The 18455-nt window shown below is 63.6% G+C and carries 18 protein-coding genes and 4 pseudogenes; 10 read left to right on the top strand and 12 right to left on the bottom strand.

Annotated elements, in window-relative coordinates:
* Nucleotides 1–338 precede the first annotated feature (338 nt).
* From AB4Y44_RS10580 to AB4Y44_RS10570, 3 genes and pseudogenes are all read right to left on the bottom strand, one after another.
* Complete coding sequence (locus AB4Y44_RS10580; protein ID WP_368699468.1) at nt 339–1055, bottom strand: response regulator; 717 nt, start codon at nt 1053–1055, stop codon at nt 339–341.
* The gene (locus tag AB4Y44_RS10575) at nt 1052–1405 is read right to left on the bottom strand and encodes a hypothetical protein (RefSeq protein WP_368699467.1); all 354 of its coding nucleotides are present in this window, start codon (nt 1403–1405) and stop codon (nt 1052–1054) included. The genes AB4Y44_RS10580 and AB4Y44_RS10575 overlap by 4 nt, the downstream gene beginning before the upstream one ends.
* A gap of 134 nt (nt 1406–1539) precedes the next feature.
* Nucleotides 1540–1668 (bottom strand): annotated as a pseudogene (locus AB4Y44_RS10570) (LysR family transcriptional regulator); the annotation flags it as partial.
* A 237-nt stretch (nt 1669–1905) separates the two neighbouring features.
* On the opposite strand from AB4Y44_RS10570, the gene AB4Y44_RS10565 reads away from it, so the two are divergent.
* The 6 genes and pseudogenes from AB4Y44_RS10565 (at nt 1906) to AB4Y44_RS10540 (ending at nt 7493) form a co-directional block, all read left to right on the top strand.
* The gene (locus AB4Y44_RS10565; protein WP_368699466.1) at nt 1906–3219 is read left to right on the top strand and encodes a serine hydrolase domain-containing protein; all 1314 of its coding nucleotides are present in this window, start codon (nt 1906–1908) and stop codon (nt 3217–3219) included.
* A 40-nt stretch (nt 3220–3259) separates the two neighbouring features.
* Nucleotides 3260–4129 carry an NmrA family NAD(P)-binding protein gene (locus tag AB4Y44_RS10560; RefSeq protein WP_368699465.1) on the top strand — a complete coding sequence of 290 codons (870 nt, stop codon included), beginning with the start codon at nt 3260–3262 and terminating at the stop codon, nt 4127–4129.
* A 60-nt stretch (nt 4130–4189) separates the two neighbouring features.
* Entirely contained in the window at nt 4190–5206 is a 1017-nt protein-coding gene (locus tag AB4Y44_RS10555) for an aldo/keto reductase (RefSeq protein WP_368699464.1), read from the top strand.
* 111 nt (nt 5207–5317) lie between these two features.
* A pseudogene (locus tag AB4Y44_RS10550) lies at nt 5318–5557 on the top strand (NmrA family transcriptional regulator); the annotation flags it as partial.
* Between the two features lie 3 nt (nt 5558–5560).
* The gene (locus AB4Y44_RS10545) at nt 5561–6742 is read left to right on the top strand and encodes an MFS transporter (protein WP_368699463.1); all 1182 of its coding nucleotides are present in this window, start codon (nt 5561–5563) and stop codon (nt 6740–6742) included.
* Nucleotides 6743–6761: 19 nt separating this feature from the next.
* Nucleotides 6762–7493: an SDR family oxidoreductase gene (locus AB4Y44_RS10540; protein WP_368699462.1), complete on the top strand. Its 732-nt coding sequence runs from the start codon at nt 6762–6764 to the stop codon at nt 7491–7493.
* 578 nt (nt 7494–8071) lie between these two features.
* Here AB4Y44_RS10540 and AB4Y44_RS10535 read toward each other — a convergent pair.
* From AB4Y44_RS10535 to AB4Y44_RS10510, 6 genes and pseudogenes are all read right to left on the bottom strand, one after another.
* Nucleotides 8072–8510, bottom strand: a pseudogene (locus tag AB4Y44_RS10535) (type II 3-dehydroquinate dehydratase).
* Between the two features lie 19 nt (nt 8511–8529).
* The gene (gene aroE / locus AB4Y44_RS10530) at nt 8530–9366 is read right to left on the bottom strand and encodes a shikimate dehydrogenase (RefSeq protein ID WP_342924331.1); all 837 of its coding nucleotides are present in this window, start codon (nt 9364–9366) and stop codon (nt 8530–8532) included.
* A 6-nt stretch (nt 9367–9372) separates the two neighbouring features.
* Nucleotides 9373–10584, bottom strand: a complete 1212-nt coding sequence (locus AB4Y44_RS10525; protein WP_368699461.1) for a CaiB/BaiF CoA transferase family protein — start codon at nt 10582–10584, stop codon at nt 9373–9375.
* A complete protein-coding gene (locus AB4Y44_RS10520) occupies nt 10584–11042 on the bottom strand; it encodes a MaoC family dehydratase (RefSeq protein ID WP_342924329.1) in 459 nt (152 codons plus the stop codon). The genes AB4Y44_RS10525 and AB4Y44_RS10520 overlap by 1 nt, the downstream gene beginning before the upstream one ends.
* 2 nt (nt 11043–11044) lie before the next feature.
* On the bottom strand, nt 11045–11437 hold the full coding sequence (locus AB4Y44_RS10515) for a VOC family protein (protein ID WP_368699460.1): 393 nt from the start codon (nt 11435–11437) through the stop codon (nt 11045–11047).
* Complete coding sequence (locus AB4Y44_RS10510; protein WP_368699459.1) at nt 11434–12384, bottom strand: ketopantoate reductase family protein; 951 nt, start codon at nt 12382–12384, stop codon at nt 11434–11436. Before AB4Y44_RS10510 ends, AB4Y44_RS10515 begins: the two co-directional genes overlap by 4 nt.
* Nucleotides 12385–12490: 106 nt before the next feature.
* Here AB4Y44_RS10510 and AB4Y44_RS10505 point away from each other — a divergent pair, with 106 nt between their 5' ends.
* Nucleotides 12491–13396, top strand: a complete 906-nt coding sequence (locus tag AB4Y44_RS10505) for a LysR family transcriptional regulator (RefSeq protein WP_368699458.1) — start codon at nt 12491–12493, stop codon at nt 13394–13396.
* 138 nt (nt 13397–13534) lie between these two features.
* Here AB4Y44_RS10505 and AB4Y44_RS10500 read toward each other — a convergent pair whose 3' ends face one another.
* On the bottom strand, nt 13535–14419 hold the full coding sequence (locus AB4Y44_RS10500) for an alpha/beta fold hydrolase (protein ID WP_368699457.1): 885 nt from the start codon (nt 14417–14419) through the stop codon (nt 13535–13537).
* A gap of 103 nt (nt 14420–14522) precedes the next feature.
* On the opposite strand from AB4Y44_RS10500, the gene AB4Y44_RS10495 reads away from it, so the two are divergent.
* Both AB4Y44_RS10495 and AB4Y44_RS10490 read left to right on the top strand, forming a co-directional pair.
* The gene (locus tag AB4Y44_RS10495) at nt 14523–15419 is read left to right on the top strand and encodes a LysR substrate-binding domain-containing protein (RefSeq protein WP_368699571.1); all 897 of its coding nucleotides are present in this window, start codon (nt 14523–14525) and stop codon (nt 15417–15419) included.
* Nucleotides 15419–15628: pseudogene (locus AB4Y44_RS10490) on the top strand (pseudouridine-5'-phosphate glycosidase); the annotation flags it as partial. The gene AB4Y44_RS10495 and the pseudogene AB4Y44_RS10490, both read left to right, overlap by 1 nt.
* 123 nt (nt 15629–15751) lie before the next feature.
* Here AB4Y44_RS10490 and AB4Y44_RS10485 read toward each other — a convergent pair.
* Nucleotides 15752–16450, bottom strand: coding sequence for a glutathione S-transferase (locus AB4Y44_RS10485; RefSeq protein ID WP_342924324.1), 699 nt, complete (start codon nt 16448–16450; stop codon nt 15752–15754).
* A 146-nt stretch (nt 16451–16596) separates the two neighbouring features.
* On the opposite strand from AB4Y44_RS10485, the gene AB4Y44_RS10480 reads away from it, so the two are divergent.
* Nucleotides 16597–17172 carry a TetR/AcrR family transcriptional regulator gene (locus tag AB4Y44_RS10480; protein ID WP_342924323.1) on the top strand — a complete coding sequence of 192 codons (576 nt, stop codon included), beginning with the start codon at nt 16597–16599 and terminating at the stop codon, nt 17170–17172.
* Between the two features lie 300 nt (nt 17173–17472).
* Here the strand turns inward: AB4Y44_RS10480 and AB4Y44_RS10475 are convergent.
* A partial coding sequence (locus AB4Y44_RS10475; RefSeq protein ID WP_368699456.1) for an aldehyde dehydrogenase family protein occupies nt 17473–18455 on the bottom strand: 983 nt, incomplete at its 5' end.

The following is an 18455-nucleotide window of genomic DNA, read 5'->3' as shown; positions in this document are numbered from 1 at the left end:
GCTCGCAGGCGTCGATGAACAGCACGCACAGCAAGAGACTGCCGAGCCCGAGCGCAAAGAGCACCGGCAACCAGACGACCAGATTCATGATGTGCCTCCACGTCGATGAATCTTGCGGCAAAGCACTCCCCCCGCGCATTCGCAGCGCGGTGAATGCACCCTTGCAGCAAGGGTGATTCAGGTATAGAACGGGGCGGATAAAAATTGCGTAAATCCCAGCGGGGATTTCGCATAAACGGGGTATATGACGCTGCGGGGTCGCGTGTTGTCTGGACCGGGTTCAGGCGCTTCGCTGCAATCGGGGCTACTTCGGCGTGCCGGGCTTGCGTTCGCCAGACTCAGCCGCCCTCTGCCGTCGCGTCCAGACCGGCGAGGCGGTATCCAACCTGCAGTTCGGTGATCAGGTGTTTTGGGCGTGCCGGGTCCCCTTCGAGCTTTTGCCGGATGCCCGCCATATACACGCGAAGATATTGCGGTCGATCGACATAGGTCGGACCCCACACCTCGAGCAGCAATTGCCGGTAAGTCAGCACCTTGCCGTAGCCGCGTATCAGCGCAGCGAGCAGCCGGAACTCGGTCGGCGTGAGATGGACCGACTCGCCTGCGCGGGTCACTTCGTAGGTCGCGAGATTCACGCGAATATCGCCGAACTGCACCGTTGCGTCACCCGTACCGGCGCCGCCCACGAAACTCGCCCGCCGCAACTGCGCTTTCACGCGCGCGACCAGTTCGGGCACGCCAAAGGGCTTGGTCAGGTAGTCATCGGCGCCGAGATTGAGCGCCTCCACTTTCTCGCTCTCGCGATCGCGCGCGGACAGCACCACCACCGGCGTACGCGACCAGCCGCGCAGATCGCGTATCAACGTTTTGCCATCCTCATCGGGCAACCCGAGGTCCACGATCACGAGGTCTGGCTGGCGCGTGCTGCACTCAACGCGCCCTTGCGCCGCGTCACCCGCTTCGAACACGCTCATGCCTTCGCGTTCGAGCGACATGCGCACGAATCGCCGGATATCGGACTCGTCTTCGACAATCAGCACACGTGGTTTGCTCATGCAGCGGGTTCCTCGAAAATATTGGGTGGCGCGCTTAGCGGCACGCTGATCGTGAAGCGCGCACCGTGCGGCGTGTACTTCACGGCATTGTCGATCAGATTGACGAGCACCCGCTCGAACGCGATGGCGTCGAGTTCTATGAGCGGAAGGTCGGCGGCGAGACTTGTCTGCGTGCGATGTCCATCGAGCGAGGTTCCGAGCCGCGCGAACGCGCTGCCGACGATCTCGTCGAGCGTGTGCCACTCCTTGTTCAGATGCGTGCCCTCTCCCTGCATGCGCGCGAGATCGAGCAGGTTGGTTACGAGCCGGTGCAGGCCGTCGGTCTGCAGCCGGATCGCCCGCGACACCACGCGCCGCTCCTCGTCCGGCAGCGCATCGGCGCGCTCGAGCTCCCGTGCGCGCGGTCCTCGAACCCGTGATGATCGCTGCAGTCGATCGCGCCAGCTCGCCCACACAGGCGCGCCGCGCGCGGGTCTGTTCGTTCGCGCGATTGAAGCTGCACCCTAGGTCGGCTTTCCAGTCGTGCATTCGCACGACTGGCCCCGGGTGGTGACATCCCGATCGCGTCGGCAGCCGCCGCGAACACGCTGACCCCGCTGGACAGATTTTCGATCTTCGATTTCTTGGCTCAAAGAGAGTGTTGAACGAAGCAGATCCGCCTGCTCCACACCGAGTCCAGCCCGAACGATTGATGACTGTATGTCATTTAACTAGTTCAACCAGTGTCATTTTGTTTTCTCTCGCACTTCTCCAGAATGCGCTTCATCGGGACGGATGAGATTCCGTCAGCGCGTCGCACGGTATTCAGGCTGCGACGCTTCCGGCCGATGGATATACAGAGGAACCACGAATGACCACACGACTCAATCGACGCAAGTTGCTGAAAAGCGCCTCTGGGCTGGTTGCCTCAGCAGCGCTCGGCTCATTTGCGACCCGGCATGCGGCCGCGGCTTCGTCACCCGCTTCACGAAGTCCGGCGATAGTCCGCCTCCCAGACTCCGAATCGATCGACCAACGCCTTCGGCACGCGGTTGCAGATGGCACAGTCGCCTCTGTCGTCGCGATGGGGGCAACGCGCCACGGAGTCGTGTATGAGGGCGCCTGCGGTCCGGCCAATGCCACCACCGGAGAAGTCATCGGCCCCGATGCGATCTTCTGGCTGCTCTCGATGACGAAGGCGATCACCGCGACCGCCTGCATGCAACTGCTCGAGCGGGGCAAGCTGAAACTGGATCAGCCTGCAGGCGAGATCCTGCCGCAACTCAAGTCGCCGCAGATTCTCGACGGATTCGATGCGTCGGGTCGGCCGAAACTGCGCCCGGCGCGCAATGCGATCACGGTGCGGCATCTCTTGACGCACACGTCGGGATACACGTACAGCATCTGGAGCGACCGGATCAGTCAGTACGAGAAGGTCACCGGTATGCCGGATATCGGCTATTCGCTAAACGGCGCCTTTTCCGCTCCGCTCGAATTCGAGCCTGGCGAGCGCTGGCAATACGGCATCAGCATGGACTGGGTCGGCAAGCTGGTTGAAGCCGTGACAGACCAGTCGCTCGAAGTGTATTTCAGCGAACACATATTCGAGCCGCTGGGGATGGGAAATACGGGCTTCCTGATCAGCAGTCAGCAAAAAAAACGTGTCACGACCATGCACAGGCGGCAGGCTGACGGCTCCCTGACACCCGAAGCGTTCGAAACCAACCAGCGCCCCGAATTCTTCATGGGTGGCGGCGGGCTGTTCAGCACGCCGCGCGACTACATGACGTTCCTGACGATGCTGCTCAATGAAGGTACCTACCACGGAGCGCGAATCCTGAACCCCGATACGGTCAAGACGATGTTCCGCAATCACATCGGCGACCTGGAGGTTCACGAAATGAAAACAGCACAGCCTTCCTGGTCGAACAGCTTCGATCAGTTTCCCGGCGCCGTGCACAAATGGGGACTGTCGTTCGACATCAATACCGAACCGGGTCCGCACGGTCGCAGTGCTGGCAGTGCTAGCTGGGCGGGTCTGCTGAACACGTATTTCTGGATCGATCCGGTCCGGCGCGTGGCCGGCTCCCTGTTCACCCAGATGCTGCCGTTCTATGACGCGCGTGTCGTAAATCTCTATGCCCAGTTCGAACAGGCGTTCTACGCCCGGCTGCCGCGCGCCTGAGCACACCGCCGCCCACTCAAACCAACAAGGAGCTTGAATCATGTATGCAATCACGGGAATCACCGGCAAGGTAGGCGGCGCACTGGCCCGGGAACTCTTTGTCTCGGGACAACCGGTGCGCGGCGTCGTGCGCGATACGGCGCGCGCCAATTCGTGGGCGCAAATCGGATGCCAGTTGGCGACGGCACAAATGGACGACGCTGCCGCGCTCGCGGCAGCGTTCGAGGGTACGGAAGGTGTGTTCATCCTCCCGCCCTCCGAGTTCGATCCGACGCCCGGCTTTACCGAGGCCTGTACCGTCATCGATGCCGTGTCCGAAGCGATTCGTAAAGCCCGCCCGAAAAGGGTGGTCTGTTTGTCGACCATCGGTGCACAGGCCAGCGAGAGCAATCTGCTGACGCAACGCACGTTGATGGAGCGCGCGCTCAGCGACTTGCCAATGCCCGTGGCCTTCCTGCGGCCCGGCTGGTTCATGGAAAACGCCGCCTGGGATGTTGCATCCGCACGCGCCGATGGCGTGATCCAAAGCTATCTGCAACCGCTCGACAAGCCGGTGCCGATGGTAGCGACGGTCGACGTGGGCCGCGTTGCAGCCAGGATGCTTCAGGAAACATGGAGCGGTGTGCGGGTCGTGGAACTTGAAGGCCCGACACGGATCAGCCCCGACGATCTCGCACACACCTTCGCACGCGTGCTGGGTCGCCCGGTGCGCGCTGAAGTCGTTGATCGCCTGAACTGGGAAGCCCTCTTCCGTTCGCAAGGCATGCAACACCCGTTGCCACGCATGCGCATGCTCGACGGTTTCAATGAAGGCTGGATCACGTTCGAAGGACAGCCAGAAGAGGTTGTCCGCGGTCGCACGGAACTGCAAAGCGTGCTCGAGACGCTCGTCGCCCGCGCCGCGCACTGACGAATCGCAAAACGGGTGGCGGGATCGCGCCACCTTGTCTGTTGACCAGGAGTATCGAATATGCAATACAGCACACTCGGCCGGTCCGGCCTGCGCATCTCGCGATTGAGTCTCGGCGCCATGACGTTTGGCGCGGGCTCAGGCATCTGGGGTGCCATAGCCGGCCTGGACCACGAACGGGCCACCCAGCTCGTAGAGCTGGCCGTCGAGCAAGGTGTCAACCTGATCGATACTGCCGATGCCTACTCGCAGGGACGCTCCGAAGAAGTCGTCGGCCAGGTACTCAACACACTGGGTCTTGACGAGAGCCGGATGCTTGTCGCGACCAAGGTGCGCTTGCGCACCGGGCCCGGTCAGAACGACGTCGGCCTTGGCCGCTCTCACATCATGCGCACGGTCGAAACCAGCCTGAAGCGCCTTGGCCGGAGTCACATCGACCTGCTTCAGTTGCATGACCGCGACGCGCTCGTCCCGATCGACGAGACGCTGCGCGCCATGGACGACCTCGTTACGCAGGGCAAGGTTCGGCACATTGGCGCGTGCAATTTTAGTGCAGCCGACCTCGAACGCGCTCATGCATTCAGCGGCCGCACAGACCGGGCGCACCTCGTCAGCAACCAGGTGCACTACGCGTTGACGAGTCGGGACATTGAGTACGAAATCATGCCGGTTGCCCAAAGCCTCGCGACTGGCCTGCTCGTATGGAGCCCACTGGCCGGTGGCTACCTGAGCGGTAAATACGCCAAAAATGGGCAGGGCAGCGGACGCAGAACGAATCTGGATTTCCCGCCAGTCGACCAGACAGCGGGCGCAGCAATCCTCGACGTTTTGCGTGAAATCGCCCTCGAACTCGACAGCACGCCCGCGCAGATTGCGCTCGCCTGGACACTGGCACGCAAGCAGATTGCGTCCGTCATCGTCGGGGCTCGAACGCTAGAGCAACTGGCAGCGAATCTCGATGCACGGACCTTGCCGCTCGATGCCGGGCAGTTCGATCGACTGGACCAGGTTTCCGAGCCTCGCCTGCCGTTTCCACACTGGATGCAGCGGTTCCACGATCGGGACCGTATTCTCTAACAAAAAGGAGTCCGTAGCATGTATGTAGTCACCGGCATCACTGGCCAGGTAGGTGGAGTGGTCGCCCAGACGCTGCTTTCAGCTGGGCATGAGGTCGGACCGGAGTGGGAGTCGCCCGATACGATCGCCCTGACACTCTCCCGCCAGCCAGGCCGGAACGTGCGCGCGCAGGCCGTGCCGCGCGAGCAATGGGAGTCGCTCTTCCGCGGCCAGGGGATGAACAATCCGGTGCCACGCATGCGCATGCTGGATGGCTTCAACGAAGGCTGGATCTGTTTCGAGGGGACCCCGCGTCGGGGCTCCACCACGCTCCACGAAGTCCTGTCTGGCCTGATCGAGCGGGCGGGCTGAGCCATGAGCACGCAGGAGCGGACAGCCGCTGGTCCCGCACCGGCGCTGGCGAACGGGCTGGTTTTCCGGCTGGCCGGGGCGTGTGGTGTCGTCGCAGCGGGAAGCTATCTGGCGCAGCCGCTCACCTCGCGCATTGCCGGTGATCTGCACCTGCCCGCGCATCATGCGGGGCTCATCGTGACGCTCACGCAGGTCGGGTACTGCGCAGGGTTGCTGCTAGTCTCGCCCCTTGCTGACCAGTTGGACAGTCAGCGCCTGTTGAGCCGCGTGCTTGCCGCTTCGGCGGCGAGCATGGTGCTGGCGGCGTTCGCACCCGGGGGCATCTGGCTTCTTGTGGCGGCGGCCGGGATTGGCGTCTGCTCTGTCTCCGTACAGCTCATCGTCGCCCAGGCCGCGCGGCTTAGCGATGCGTGCTCGCGCGGCCGCGTGGCCGGTGGCGTAACCAGTGGCCTGCTGTGGGGAATTCTCGCCGCGTGGCCGGTCGCGAATCTGCTGGGTAACGCACTGGGCTGGCGAGCGCTGTTTCTTCTGGAAGCCGCCACTGTCCTCGCCCTGGTTCCGTGGTTACGCAGCGTCCTTCCGGCCTATCAGCCGCAAACGCGCGGCAGCTACCTGCAGACCGTCGCCTCGCTGCCCCGGTACTGGCGGCAATATCGAGAGTTGCGCAGACGCACCTACGTGCAGGCACTGCTGTTCGGTGTCTTCAGCCTCACGTGGACGGCACTGCCGATCTGGCTTCGACAGCGCTACGATTTCCATACGACCGGTATCGCTTGCTTTGGCCTGGCGGGCGCGGCTGGGGCCCTCGTGGCGCCCCTGGCTGGCCGCCTCGCCGACCGCGGTCGAACGTCAGCCACATCCCTGGCTGCGATCGTTGCCGTAGCGGCTGCGGGCCTCGCGATGTGTTTCGATCCACCATGGTGGATGTTGCTGATGGCGGTGGTCACTATCAGTGGCGGAGTCCAGGGCAGCCACGTCGTTTCCCAGCGACGTGTGCTGGCGCTGGAGCCGCACGCGGCCAATCGGCTGAATAGCCTGTACGTCGGCGGATTCTTCCTTGGCGGCGCGCTCGGCTCGGCCTTTGCCGTGCCGCTGGTGCACGGCCATCCTCCATGGATTGGAATCGTGGGCGCGTTCGCGGCCGCCGTTGCCCTCCTCCCGGCCGCGTTGTTGCGGCATTTGTAATCACTTAATCGAGACCACCATGAATATCAAGGGTTGCACAGCACTTGTCACCGGGGCAAATCGAGGCCTCGGGAAGGCTATCGTCGAACAGTTGGCGCAGGGCGGCGCGGCAAGAGTCTACGCAGGCATGCGCAATCCCACGGCTGTAGCGCACGCTGCGATTTCGCCAGTGCGCCTCGATGTGACGGATACAGACTCAGTGGCGCGCGCAGTCGAAAAGTGCAGCGACGTCGATCTGGTCATCAACAATGCTGGCCTCCTGCTAGCCACGCCGATGCTTGCCCACGATTCGGAGGAGGCGCTGCGCCGTGAACTGGAGGTGAATACGTTCGGCCCGCTGCGTGTCGTCAGGGCATTTGCTCCCATCTTGGCACGCAACGGCGGCGGTGCAATCATCAACATGCTCTCGGTGGTGAGCTGGTATGTCTATCCGTTCAACGCCACCTATTGCGCCTCAAAGTTCGCTGCACTGGCGATGACCGATGCCATGCGCATCGAGTTGAAGGCGCAGGGAACGCATGTGATGGGCGTCTACGCTGGTTTTATCGACACCGATATGGCCGGTCACTTCACAGGCGAAAAAACCTCACCGATCCAGGTTGCCGAACGAATGCTGGCAGGTCTCGAGGCCGGACAGGAGCACGTTCTCGCCGACACCGCCGCTGAAGAGCTTGGGCGCGCGGTCAGGTTCGAGCCCAAGCGTCTTGCCGCCTGGGCCCAGTCGCTTTGGGACGATGGTCGCCGGTCGTAACGACACAAACGCCAACCGGCAGTTCCGACCGCTTCTTGACCATGTCAATGCCGAATTGCTGAAAACCCCATCTATCAAGCGGACGTAAGCCTGCTGGCTTCGCCATCCGACCGCTGCCTCTCGTGTCGAATGTTGATTGGCCTCCTTTGAACAACCTTAATGCCCGTCCGAGTCGGGAGCGCGCTTTCGCTCAAATCGAGACGTTATATGGCGAGCCATAGACTTGCGAACGGCAGCAATGTGCCCTGGATCTGCCGTACCCACGGTGTTGGCTGACCGTTGGCTATGGCCGCACTCGTCGGCAGACGCGCCCGCGCGAGTGATCGTTGTAGCCAGGTAGCTGCCATCAAAGCGTCACAGGGTCGAGTGACGGTTCAGGGTCGGTTTCGTGCCGTCGCCGGCGGAACGGCGGCGGCCACGAGCCAGCGCTCCCCCAGCAGGCAGGACCCGGCCCATTTTCAGCCACTAAGGCGCATTGAATAAGAGACGTTTGACTGTCTTTTCTTCATTCGCGAGCCGTCATGCGCCGCATCACTTGTCACTGTAGAAGTAGCCGGGTTGCGGTTCCGGCGCGCCGCTCAATCACTGATCTCCGCATGGACGGCACGCAGTGCGAGGTGATAACTCTTGATCCAGAAGCCGCGGAGCTGCCCCTTGACTACCGGCGAACACCGAATAGCGCCGGAATGATTCCTTCGCATGGATGTTAGACATTTGCAGCTCAATGACCGGACAGGTCAGGATCGCGAGCGCGTCGCAGATGCCGTCGCGTTAGTGCATCCACGCACCGGCACTGATCAGCACGGCGTGCTCGCCCTCTTCAACAGCTCGATGGATGCGCTCGCACATCGCCGCTTCGCTGTTCGTCTGAAATGATTCGACCTGCACACCCAGTTCCTCGCCCAGCGCCTGCAGCCTGGCATCGATGTCGGCGAGCGTAACCGTTCCGTATTGCGCGGGGTCGCGCTTGCCTAACATGTTGTGATTGATGCCATGAAGCATCAGGACGTTCTTCATCGGATTGTCCTTTGCGGATTCAGTCGAGCGGCACGGTGAGGCGGTCGATGACCTCGGCGGTCAACGGTCGCACGCCGCGCCACCATGCAAAGGCTTCGGCCGCCTGTTCGACCAGCATGCCCACGCCGTCGGCGACACCGCGTACGCCGGCGTTGCGCGCGAGCCGCAGGAACGGCGTAAGCCGCTTTCCGTATGCCAACTCGTAGGCGGTGCCCTCCGGGCTGAACACACCCGGAGGGACGGGTGGCAGGTCGCCTGTCAAGCTTGCCGAGGTCGCGTTCACCACAAGGTCGAAGCGGCCTCGCGTCGCGAGATCCCCATAGCCGCAGGCGCCTAAGCGCGTACCGCGCGAGCCGACCTGGGCGACCAGCGCCTCGCCTTTGGTCACATCGCGATTGGCGACGACCAGTTCGGTGGGACCCGCGGCGAGAAGCGGCAGCAGCGCGCCGCGCGCTGCACCGCCCGCGCCGAGCGTCAGCACGCGTTTGCCGGCAAGCGGGACGCCGAGATTGACTTCGATATCGCGCAACAAGCCTATGCCGTCGAAATTCTCGGCAATGATCCGGCCGTTCTCGAACTTGAGCGCATTGGCGGCACCTGCCAGCGTCGCGCGCTCGCTGCGCTCGTCGGCGAGCGCGAAGGCCTTGAGCTTGAACGGCGCGGTGACATTCATGCCCTTGCCGCCATCCGCAGCGAACTGGCGCACGACCTTCGCGAAGCCATCGTCAGAATCGAGCGGACCTTCGATTGCGACGTAGGACATCGCCTGGTGTGTCGCTTCGGCAAACAGGCCATGAATCAACGGAGATTTCGTGTGTCCGATCGGGTGGCCGATCACTGCATACAGGTCAGTCATGGTGGCTCACTTCGAGTAGAGAACGCCTTCGCATCGCATCGTGTCGATCTCGGCAGCGGAAAAACCCAGCGATTGCGCGACCTCCGTGTTGTGCTGCCCGAGATCCGGCGCGACGTCGCGAACGGTCGTGTCACAATCGGAAAAGCGGAAAGGCAGGTTGGGCAAACGCAGCGTTCCATAGCGCGGGTGATGCTGCTCGACCATCATGCCGCGCGCCTGGATCTGCGGATCGTCGAGCACCTCGTCGATGCGCTGCACCTTTGCGCAAGGCACATCGATGCCATCGAGCAGTTCGAGCACCTGCGCGACGGGCCGCGCGGCGACCCACGGCTGCACGACAGACAGAATCGCCTGCCGGTGCGCGTTGCGGCCGACGCTGTCGTAAAAGCGCATATCGCTGCCGAATCCGGCGGGCCCGCCGTGCGTTTCGATCAGCGCGGCGAGGCGCTTCCACGCGTCGTCCACCTGTGCGGCGATCACGAGGTCGCCGTCCGCGGCGCGAAACACGCCATAGAGTGTCGAGGTCGGCATGTCGTGCCCCGTCTGCTCCGGCAGTACGCCGCGAAGCGTGTAGCACTGCACCGCGTATTCGTGCATCGAGACGAGCGTGTCGTAGAGCGCCATGTCGATGTGCTGGCCGCGGCCGCTCTTCACGCGTCCGAGCAGTGCCGCGTTGATCGCCGCCACCGCGTGAATGCCCGTGTACATGTCGCCGAGCGAAATGCGCAGCAGTGGCGGCGGCTCGCCCGGCGTGCCCACCATCTGCATGATGCCGCTCTTCGCCTCCGCGATCAGGCCGAATCCGGCGCGATGCGCGTCGGGGCCCGTATGGCCGTATGCGGAAATCGAACAATAGACGAGGCCCGGATTGCGCGCGGATAACTCGACATAGCCCAGTCCGAGCTTGTCCAGCGCGCCGGGACGGTAGTTCTCGACGAACACATCCGCCGAATCGCACAAGCGGCGCATGAACTCCTTGCCGCGCGCATCTTTCATGTTGACGCTTACGCCGCGCTTGCCCATGTTCAGCTGCAGGAAATAGCCGCTTTGCTGGTCGTCCAGCACGGTCGCGTGCTGGCGTCCTGCGTCACCGCCGCCCGGACGCTCGACCTTGATGACTTCGGCGCCGAGCGCCGCGAGACAGCGGCCCACGTAGGGACCGGCGAGGAAGTGGCTATAGTCGACAACGCGAATGCCTTCGAGAGGACGGCCCTGCATCAGTACGCTCCCGGCCGACGCGGCACCATCAGACGATGTTCGCCGCGCTGAACCACCTGGTTATCCTGATTGATCAGTTCGGAGGGCAGCACGACGATCCCCCAGCCGGGGCGGCTGTTGCTCGGCCGCATGGCGCCGACGCGAAACTTCACGTGCAACACATCGTCGACCTTGACTGGCAGCAGGAAATCCCACGTCCACCCGAGCGACATACCGGGCAGAAAGCGATAGTCGCTCTGTGTCTTGAGGCCGTCGGCAATCGACAGCCCGAAAAGCCCATGCGCGACGAGGCAACCGAAGTGGCTCGCTTTGGCGTACGCCTCGTCCACATGCACGGGCGTATGGTCGCCCGTGAGTTCGGCGTAAGCGTGGATCCGTTCCTTCGTCACGGTGTAGCTCGGGCTCACGCACTCGTCGCCTTCGCGGGCGTCGTCCCAGAACTTCTCGATGATCGTCATGCTCACGCCTCCGTGCGCGGGTTGATGGTCAGCGCCCGCGCGACACAGGACGCGGGTCTGGCTTGAATCAGTTCGACGGCGAGGCCGTCGGGCAGACGCAGCCAGTTGCGCCCTTGCGGCATTTCGCTGACGCCATAGGCATGGGCCGCGGCCAAAGCGGCTTCGAGGTCTTCGCACATGACGCCCAGATGCGCGAGGCGCCCTTCGGGGCCATCGTGTTGCGGCGCATGAATGAACTGAAGACCGCCGAGCGTCCAATACTGGCGCGGCGCATCGACGGTGCCGTCGACTTCGCGCATGGTCATCCCAAGCACGTCTTCGAAGAAGCGGATGTGCCACCGGATGTCCTTCACCCAGATCGCGACATGCTCCAGGTATGCCTTCGAGCCGCTCATGCCGTCGTCTCCTTGCGCGCTTCATCGGCCATCGCCCGCTCAATGCCCTTGATGCAAGCTACCAGCGTCGCGTTGACGGGCGTCGGCACGCCGAGTCGTTGTCCCCAGCGCACCACCGAACCGTTGATGAAATCGATCTCGGTGACCGAGCCTTTTTCGAGGCTTTGCAGCATCGACGTCTTGAACGCCGGAGATAGACCTTCGGCCGCGAGTGCCCAGGCCTGCTCGGGGTCCGTCATCGAGAGCCTGATGCCGGCCGCCTGTGCTGTCGCGATTGCCTCGGATACGGCTGCGAGAGCCGTCGCTTTCAGCAGCGGCTCGTCATAGAGCTGGCCGTAAGTGAGGCGCGTAATGCCGGTAATCGCGCCCGTCGCGACGTTGACGAGCAGCTTGTCCCACATCGTGCCCACAATGTTGTCGCTGGCAGCGGTCATCAGCTCCGCGGCGTTGAACGCGTCGGCAATCGCCCGCACGCGAGGCGTGATCTGACCATCCAGTTCGCCGATGTAGGTCGCCTTGCCGGTGACGCCCGATTGAATATGCCCCGGTCCGCGCAACACGCCGCCGACATACGTCTTGCCTGCCAGCACGCGCTCGCGGCCCACGATATCGGCGAGCACGTCTTCATGCCCGAGGCCGTTCTGCAGCGACAGCACGAGCGTTTCGGGCCCGATCAGCGCGAGTGCGCCGCGCATCGCCGCGTCGGTGTGGAAGGACTTGACCAGCACGATCACCACGTCGGCCGCGCCGATTTCGCTCGCCTGGGTCGCGGCGCGCACCCCGATGCGCCGCGTGCCCTTGTCGTCGTCGACCTGCAGACCGTCGCGGCGCATCGTTTCGACATGGACGGGCGAACGGTCCAGCAGCCAGGTTTCGTGGCCGCCTTCCGTGAGCGCGGCCCCGATCGCGCAACCTAGTGCGCCGGCGCCGAGAATTGCAATCTTCACAGGGTTTCTCCTTGACGTGTAGACACACGATAGGAGTCGCCGCTCATATCGGCAATGCAATGACTACAATGTCGCCATTGCACCAGACAATAACGCCCGTCACGTCATGATGCCGCCCGATTTACCCGACCTGAAACTGCTGCAGCTCTTCGACCTGCTCTATGACGCGCGCAGCGTCACGCGCGTTGCCGAGCAACTGGGACAAAGCCAACCTACCATCAGCATCTGGCTCGGGCGGCTGCGCGAGTATCTGCAGGACCCGCTTTTCATCCGCACCCCCGGCGGCATGGCGCCGACGCCGCAGGCCGATGCGCTGATCGGCCCTTGCCGCGAGATTCTCGAATCGCTCAGGCGTTTCGCCGCGTGGGAGATCATGTTCGATCCTGCGACCGCGCAGCGGCGCTTTCGCATCTGCATGACGGATGCGAGCCATATCACGCTGCTGCCGAGACTGCTTGCGCACGTACGCGCCCAGGCGCCCGGTATCCGGCTCGAAGCGGCCGGAATCGACGGCAACACGGAACGGGCGCTGGAATCGGGTGAGGCCGATCTGGCTATTGGCTACGTCCCCTGGCTAAGCGGCGGCATCTACCAGCAGCAGCTTTATGGACAGGATTGGGTATGTCTGACGAACCGGCATCATCCGCACATTCGCGGGCGGCTCGGTTTGAAGCAGTATCGCTCGGAGGGACATGTCGCGATCGAATCGGGCACGGGCGCGCAATTGCTGGAACTGGCGCTGGCGCGCGAGCGGATCGAGCGTGACGTCGTGCTGCAGTTGCCGGGTTTCCTGGGGCTCGGAACGATCGTCCAGACGACGGACCTGGTCGCCACGCTGCCACGGCACATTGGAGAAACGCTCGCGCAGGCCAACGATCTCGCTGTACATGCGTGCCCGATCCCCGTGGATGGCTTCGCCGTTCGGCAACATTGGCATGCCCGGTATCATCACGAGGCCGGGAATCGCTGGTTGCGTGGTGTGGTCCATCAGCTATTCGGGGTATCGCCGTGAAACTGACACTTAGGCGCCGTGCGCCATTTCAGGGACAACGACCGTTGTACATCTGCAACCAGCCGTTGCCACAGTCCATGAGCGAGCGTCCGGGTTGGGTCGCCAAGTGCCCGCCGCCTGGCCCCCTCCGCGCAACACCTATCGACAGAACCTCAAAATCGCATCGGCAACGTCACGGGGCGCTTCGCGCTGCGGGAAGTGGCCTACGCCATCGAGCACCTTCCGCTCATACCGCCCAAGGAAAAAGGACTCCCGCCCGCTGGAACTATCGGGATGGTTGCAAGTGTCCGCCTCGCCGTGCAGGACCAACGTTGCGACCGACAGCCTCGGCGCGGGATTCAGACGCGCCTCATCTTCGGCATAGGCGGGGTCGCCTTCGACAAAGCCCCAACGGTGCCGGTAGCTATGAAGCACGACCTCTGCCCAATCGTCGCCCTCGAATGCCTGCGCCGCTTCGTCGAAGTCGGCCGGCGCGTACCAGCCGGCCGGCGCCCAGGTATCCCACATCTGGCGGGCGAATGCCTCACGTTCGTCCCGCACCACCCGTGCGCCTCGCGGCGTGGCCATGAACCAGTGGTACCAATAATTGCGCACCTGCTGCAGCGTCAGGATCTGGTTCGGATCATTGGTACCGTATCCCACCGATAGCATCACCAGATGAGAGGCAACGCCGTCTCTCAGGCCGCACGCATTGGCGGCCGCGCGGGCGCCCCAATCGTGGCCGACCAATACCGGCTGCTCAACGCCCAACACGTCGAGGAAATCGAGAAGATCGCGGCCCAGCGCGGACAACTGGCCGCTGCGTGGCGTGGCCGTATCGCGGAACCGGGTGGGCGCGAAGCCCCGCAGTGCCGGCGCGAGCACGCGGTAACCCGCATCGGCCAGAATGGGTGCGACGTGCTTCCAGCACTGGGGGCTGTCCGGCCAGCCGTGCACCAGCACCGCGATGCGCGTCCCCTGCGGGTTCCATTCGAGCCTGGCAATGTCGAGCCGCCCGGTGGCGGCGTGGTGGTAAGTGTTCATCGTGTTCCTCGTGCAAACAGGGAAGTCTCACGATAGCTCGACGTCTCGTGCCGATTGGTGAATAATCACTAATCATTGATGATTTTTCGTGTTGAATGATCTGATGGACATGCTGCCCACTGCCGACGGTGTTCCGCTCGATACCGTGTTGCTGCGCACCTTTTTCGAAGTCGTAGACAGCGGCAGCTTTGCCACGGCCGCCGAGCGTCTGGCGCTGACCCCTTCGGCCGTGAGCGGACATATCAAGCGCCTCGAACAGATCGCCGGGGTTGGCCTGCTGACACGCACGACTCGCCATCTGGAATTGACGCAGGCCGGCGACACCCTGTACGCCTACGGCCGAAACATCCTGGATCTGGAACGCGAGGTCCGCGCGAAACTACGCGGCACGCCGCTGCGCGGGCTGTTGCGAGTCGGTGCATCGGAAGATTTTGCGGGCGCATGGCTGCCCCAGGTGTTGCAGCGTTTTCGCCGCCAGCATCCCGAAGCGACAATCGACCTGAGAGTCGGCATCACGGCCGATCTGGTGCGTCAGCAGGAGCGCGGTCGTCTCGATCTCGTGTTCGGCAAGCAATGTAGCCGTGTCGGCAAAGGCGGCACGCTGCTGTGGGAAGAGCCGCTAGTCTGGGCCTACGCGGAAGATGCAGATCTGGATCTCGACCAGCCGCTGCCGCTGGCCGTTTTCCCCGATCCCTGCATCTATCGCGAGTCGGCGATCACCGCACTCAACAAGGCCGGTCGGGCGTGGCGCCTGGTGTTCGAGAGCAGCAGCATGGCGGGCTGCCTGTCGGCGGCGCGCTCGGGTTTCGCAGTGACGGTCATCGCCGATAGTCAGCGAGTCGAAGGCCTGCGTTTGTTGGGTCGCAAGGAAGGACTGCCCGCGTTGCCCGTTGTCCGCTTCTACGCGTTTCCCCGGACCGACTCGCCGGCCTGTGCGGCTTTGATCGATGCTGCACTCCGCGCTGGCCAGCAGGTCCGCTTCAGCCCACGCGCACTTTGACCATCATTGCCCACGGCATGCCCTACCCGGAGAACGTTCGCACTGCGCGCGAAGTGCAGGCCTTGATCCATCACGCGGGCGCTGAGCCCGCGACTATCGCGCTGATCGGCGGGCGCATTTACATCGGCCTGACGGACGAACTGGAACTGATCGGCCGCCCGGACCGGGTGCATAAGGTCAGCCGCCGTGACCTGCCGGCCATACTGGCGACGAACATCGCGATCGTAAAACACAATGCCGAGGTCGGAGCAAGGCTGGCGTTCGCGTTGGCACACGTAGCGCGCGGGACCAACGCGGCGCAGCCATCGCTGGTCGGTCCCGGTCAGCAACCGTCACGCCCGGGCCAGGGCAGCAAACACCGGCTGGCTCCTTACGCTCTCGCGCTCCAGCATGCTTGCGTACCAGGCTTGGAGCGCCTCGCACTCCGCAGGCACCGGTAGCTTCACAAGCGCCGCAAAGACCAAACCGCCGATGACGGTGATGTCGGCCATCGAGAAAGCCTCGCCGGCGACATAGGGTTGGCCTTTCAGAACGGCATCGAAGTAGCGCATCCCCCTCAGTGCCTTGTCGCGTTGACGGAACCCCCACTCCGGGTTTTGATACGTCTCGACGTCGGGGCCCAGTCCCGGCGTGCCGTGATGGAAATAGACGCTGACGGCGTCGAGCAACTCCAGCTCGGCACGCTTGCTCATCATGTGGATCACGCCCTTTTCGCGCGGCGTGCTGCCGGTGAGCGTGGGCGCGCCATCGAGCGCGTCGAGGTATTCGGTAATGGCGGTGCACTCGGCGATACAGGTTCCGTCATCGAGTTCGAGCACCGGCAGCGTCCCCGAATAGTTCTTGCCGGCGATGAACCCGGGCTGTTTGTGCTCCCCCTTGTAGAGGTCGACCATTACGAACTGGACGCGCGACTGCAGCCTCTTTTCAGCCAGTGCGATGCGCACGCGAGTCGGATACGGCCCTGTCGGGAAGTCGTGGATCTTCATCACGGGTAGCTGGGTTGCGTCGAAATTGACGGTATGCGAAGTCATTGCCTGGGCGCTCCATAGTCGGCTACATCGGATCAGGCGGCGTGAAGACACATCGCCCGCAAACCTACCTAACGTTTGTTAGGTTAACCATAGAATGTACAATACGCGGTGTCAACACCTATTTCCCGTTCACGGAGGCTGATGCAGTGAGCAACGACGCGAGCTCAAACTCGAGGGAGAGAATCCTGGCGGCCGCCACGAGGCTCGCGCAGGCGCACGGCTACGGCGGATTGAATTATCGCGATCTCGCGGACGAGGTTGGTATCAAGGCCGCGAGCATCTACCACCATTTCGACAGCAAGGCCGATCTCGGCGCAGCGGTAGCGAGGCGTTACTGGGAGGACACGGCGGCGGCTCTGGATGACATGCTGGCCAGATCGCAGGATCCGCTGCGCTGCCTTCGTCACTATCCAGACACCTTCCGCAAGGCGCTCGAGACCGGCAATCGCATATGCCTGTGCAGCTTCATGGCCGCCGAAACCGACGACCTGCCGGAAGTCGTGATGAAAGAAGTGCGGACCTTTGCCGACGTGAATGTGGCGTGGCTGAGCAAGGTTTTGTCCGCAGCGGAAGTGGTCGCTCCCCGGGAGAGCAAACCGCGGGCTCGCGCAATCTTCGCTGCGATCGCCGGCGCGCAGCTCATTGCGAGAAGCCGCTCCGATATCTCGCTCTATGACGCACTCATCGATAGCTATCGAAAAGCCGGCCTTCTGCCCACGTAGCCATGCAACGGCCCATGAGCGTGCACGAGGCGCGCGACCGGCCGCTTAGGGCCGGTCAGCGAGCACCGCACAAGGCTTCCGTCACCCCGGCATGGCAGACTGGCAGCTACGTGGATTGGTTCGCGTCGCCTTCCGCAGCGGCCCGATCCGCTGCGGCGGCCACCAGATCCTGCGCCTGTGTAAAGCCTGCGTTCGGCGCGGAACGCGACGGTTCCACCGTCGTCATTACCCACTAATACAACACTCGCCCGCCAGAAGTATTCCGTCGATCGGTGCCTCGAGAACCGCGCGCCGCCAGCTTCAGTCGAGCCCGCCCTGACACAGGTACTTGACGCTGAGGTAGTCGTCGAGGCCGTACTTCGAGCCTTCGCGCCCGTAGCCAGACTCCTTCACGCCGCCGAAAGGCGCCGCTTCGCTGGCCACGGCGCCTTCGTTGATGCCAACGATGCCGACTTCCAGTTTTCGCGCCACGCGATCGATCCGGCGCACGTCGTTCGTGTAGAAGTAAGCCGCGAGACCGAAAGGCGTATCGTTGGCAACCCTGATGACCTCATTCTCGTCCGTGAAGCGGAACAGTGGCGCGACAGGGCCGAACGTCTCCTCGCAGCACAGCACCATCGCGTCGGTCGCATCGGCAAGGACAGTGGGCGCGTAATAGTTCGGCCCCAGCTCGGCGAGCCGCTTGCCACCCGTGAGCGCGCGCGCGCCATTCGCCACGGCGTCGTCAACGTGCTTCGCGATCTTGTCGATCGCACGCTCGTTGATCATCGGACCGATCTGCGCCTGCGGGTCCGTTGCCGGTCCCACATGAAGCGCCGCGACGCGCCGCGCCAGCAGCTGCCCAAATCGTTCGTATACCGACTCATGTACGTAGATGCGGTTGGGACACACGCAGGTCTGCCCGCCGTTGCGGAACTTGGCCGCCATCAGGCCGTTGACGGCCGCATCGAGGTCGGCGTCCTCGAACACGATAAACGGCGCGTTGCCGCCCAGTTCCAGCGAGAGCTTCTTGAGCGTGCCCGCCGATTCGCGCGCCAGATGCTTGCCCACTGCCGTCGAGCCCGTGAAGGTGATCTTGCGCACGCGCTCGTCGGCGAGCCAGTCGGCCACAGCGGCAATGCCTTCGTCCCGCGCCGCCGAGATCATGTTGAGCACGCCGTCGGGCAAGCCTGCTTCCTGCGCGAGTGCGGCGAGCGCGAGCGCCGTGAGCGGCGTGTCCTCGGCGGGCTTTGCCACGACCGTGCAGCCGGCCGCGAGCGCCGGGGCGATCTTGCGCGCGATCA

The organism is Paraburkholderia sp. BR10937 (genome assembly GCF_040965695.1).
GTDB lineage: Bacteria > Pseudomonadota > Gammaproteobacteria > Burkholderiales > Burkholderiaceae > Paraburkholderia.
Note: the sequence above shows the minus strand (reverse complement) of the source record. Positions and strands in the feature narration are given on the sequence as shown.

Excerpts from the sequence above, each read along its gene's own strand:
- AB4Y44_RS10580 (WP_368699468.1), bottom strand. The coding sequence starts at position 1,055 with ATGAGCAAACCACGTGTGCTGATTGTCGAAGACGAGTCCGATATCCGG.
- AB4Y44_RS10565 (WP_368699466.1), top strand. The coding sequence starts at position 1,906 with ATGACCACACGACTCAATCGACGCAAGTTGCTGAAAAGCGCCTCTGGG.
- AB4Y44_RS10560 (WP_368699465.1), top strand. The coding sequence starts at position 3,260 with ATGTATGCAATCACGGGAATCACCGGCAAGGTAGGCGGCGCACTGGCC.
- AB4Y44_RS10555 (WP_368699464.1), top strand. The coding sequence starts at position 4,190 with ATGCAATACAGCACACTCGGCCGGTCCGGCCTGCGCATCTCGCGATTG.
- AB4Y44_RS10545 (WP_368699463.1), top strand. The coding sequence starts at position 5,561 with ATGAGCACGCAGGAGCGGACAGCCGCTGGTCCCGCACCGGCGCTGGCG.
- AB4Y44_RS10540 (WP_368699462.1), top strand. The coding sequence starts at position 6,762 with ATGAATATCAAGGGTTGCACAGCACTTGTCACCGGGGCAAATCGAGGC.
- aroE (WP_342924331.1), bottom strand. The coding sequence starts at position 9,366 with ATGACTGACCTGTATGCAGTGATCGGCCACCCGATCGGACACACGAAA.
- AB4Y44_RS10525 (WP_368699461.1), bottom strand. The coding sequence starts at position 10,584 with ATGCAGGGCCGTCCTCTCGAAGGCATTCGCGTTGTCGACTATAGCCAC.
- AB4Y44_RS10520 (WP_342924329.1), bottom strand. The coding sequence starts at position 11,042 with ATGACGATCATCGAGAAGTTCTGGGACGACGCCCGCGAAGGCGACGAG.
- AB4Y44_RS10515 (WP_368699460.1), bottom strand. The coding sequence starts at position 11,437 with ATGAGCGGCTCGAAGGCATACCTGGAGCATGTCGCGATCTGGGTGAAG.
- AB4Y44_RS10505 (WP_368699458.1), top strand. The coding sequence starts at position 12,491 with ATGATGCCGCCCGATTTACCCGACCTGAAACTGCTGCAGCTCTTCGAC.
- AB4Y44_RS10500 (WP_368699457.1), bottom strand. The coding sequence starts at position 14,419 with ATGAACACTTACCACCACGCCGCCACCGGGCGGCTCGACATTGCCAGG.
- AB4Y44_RS10495 (WP_368699571.1), top strand. The coding sequence starts at position 14,523 with ATGGACATGCTGCCCACTGCCGACGGTGTTCCGCTCGATACCGTGTTG.
- AB4Y44_RS10485 (WP_342924324.1), bottom strand. The coding sequence starts at position 16,450 with ATGACTTCGCATACCGTCAATTTCGACGCAACCCAGCTACCCGTGATG.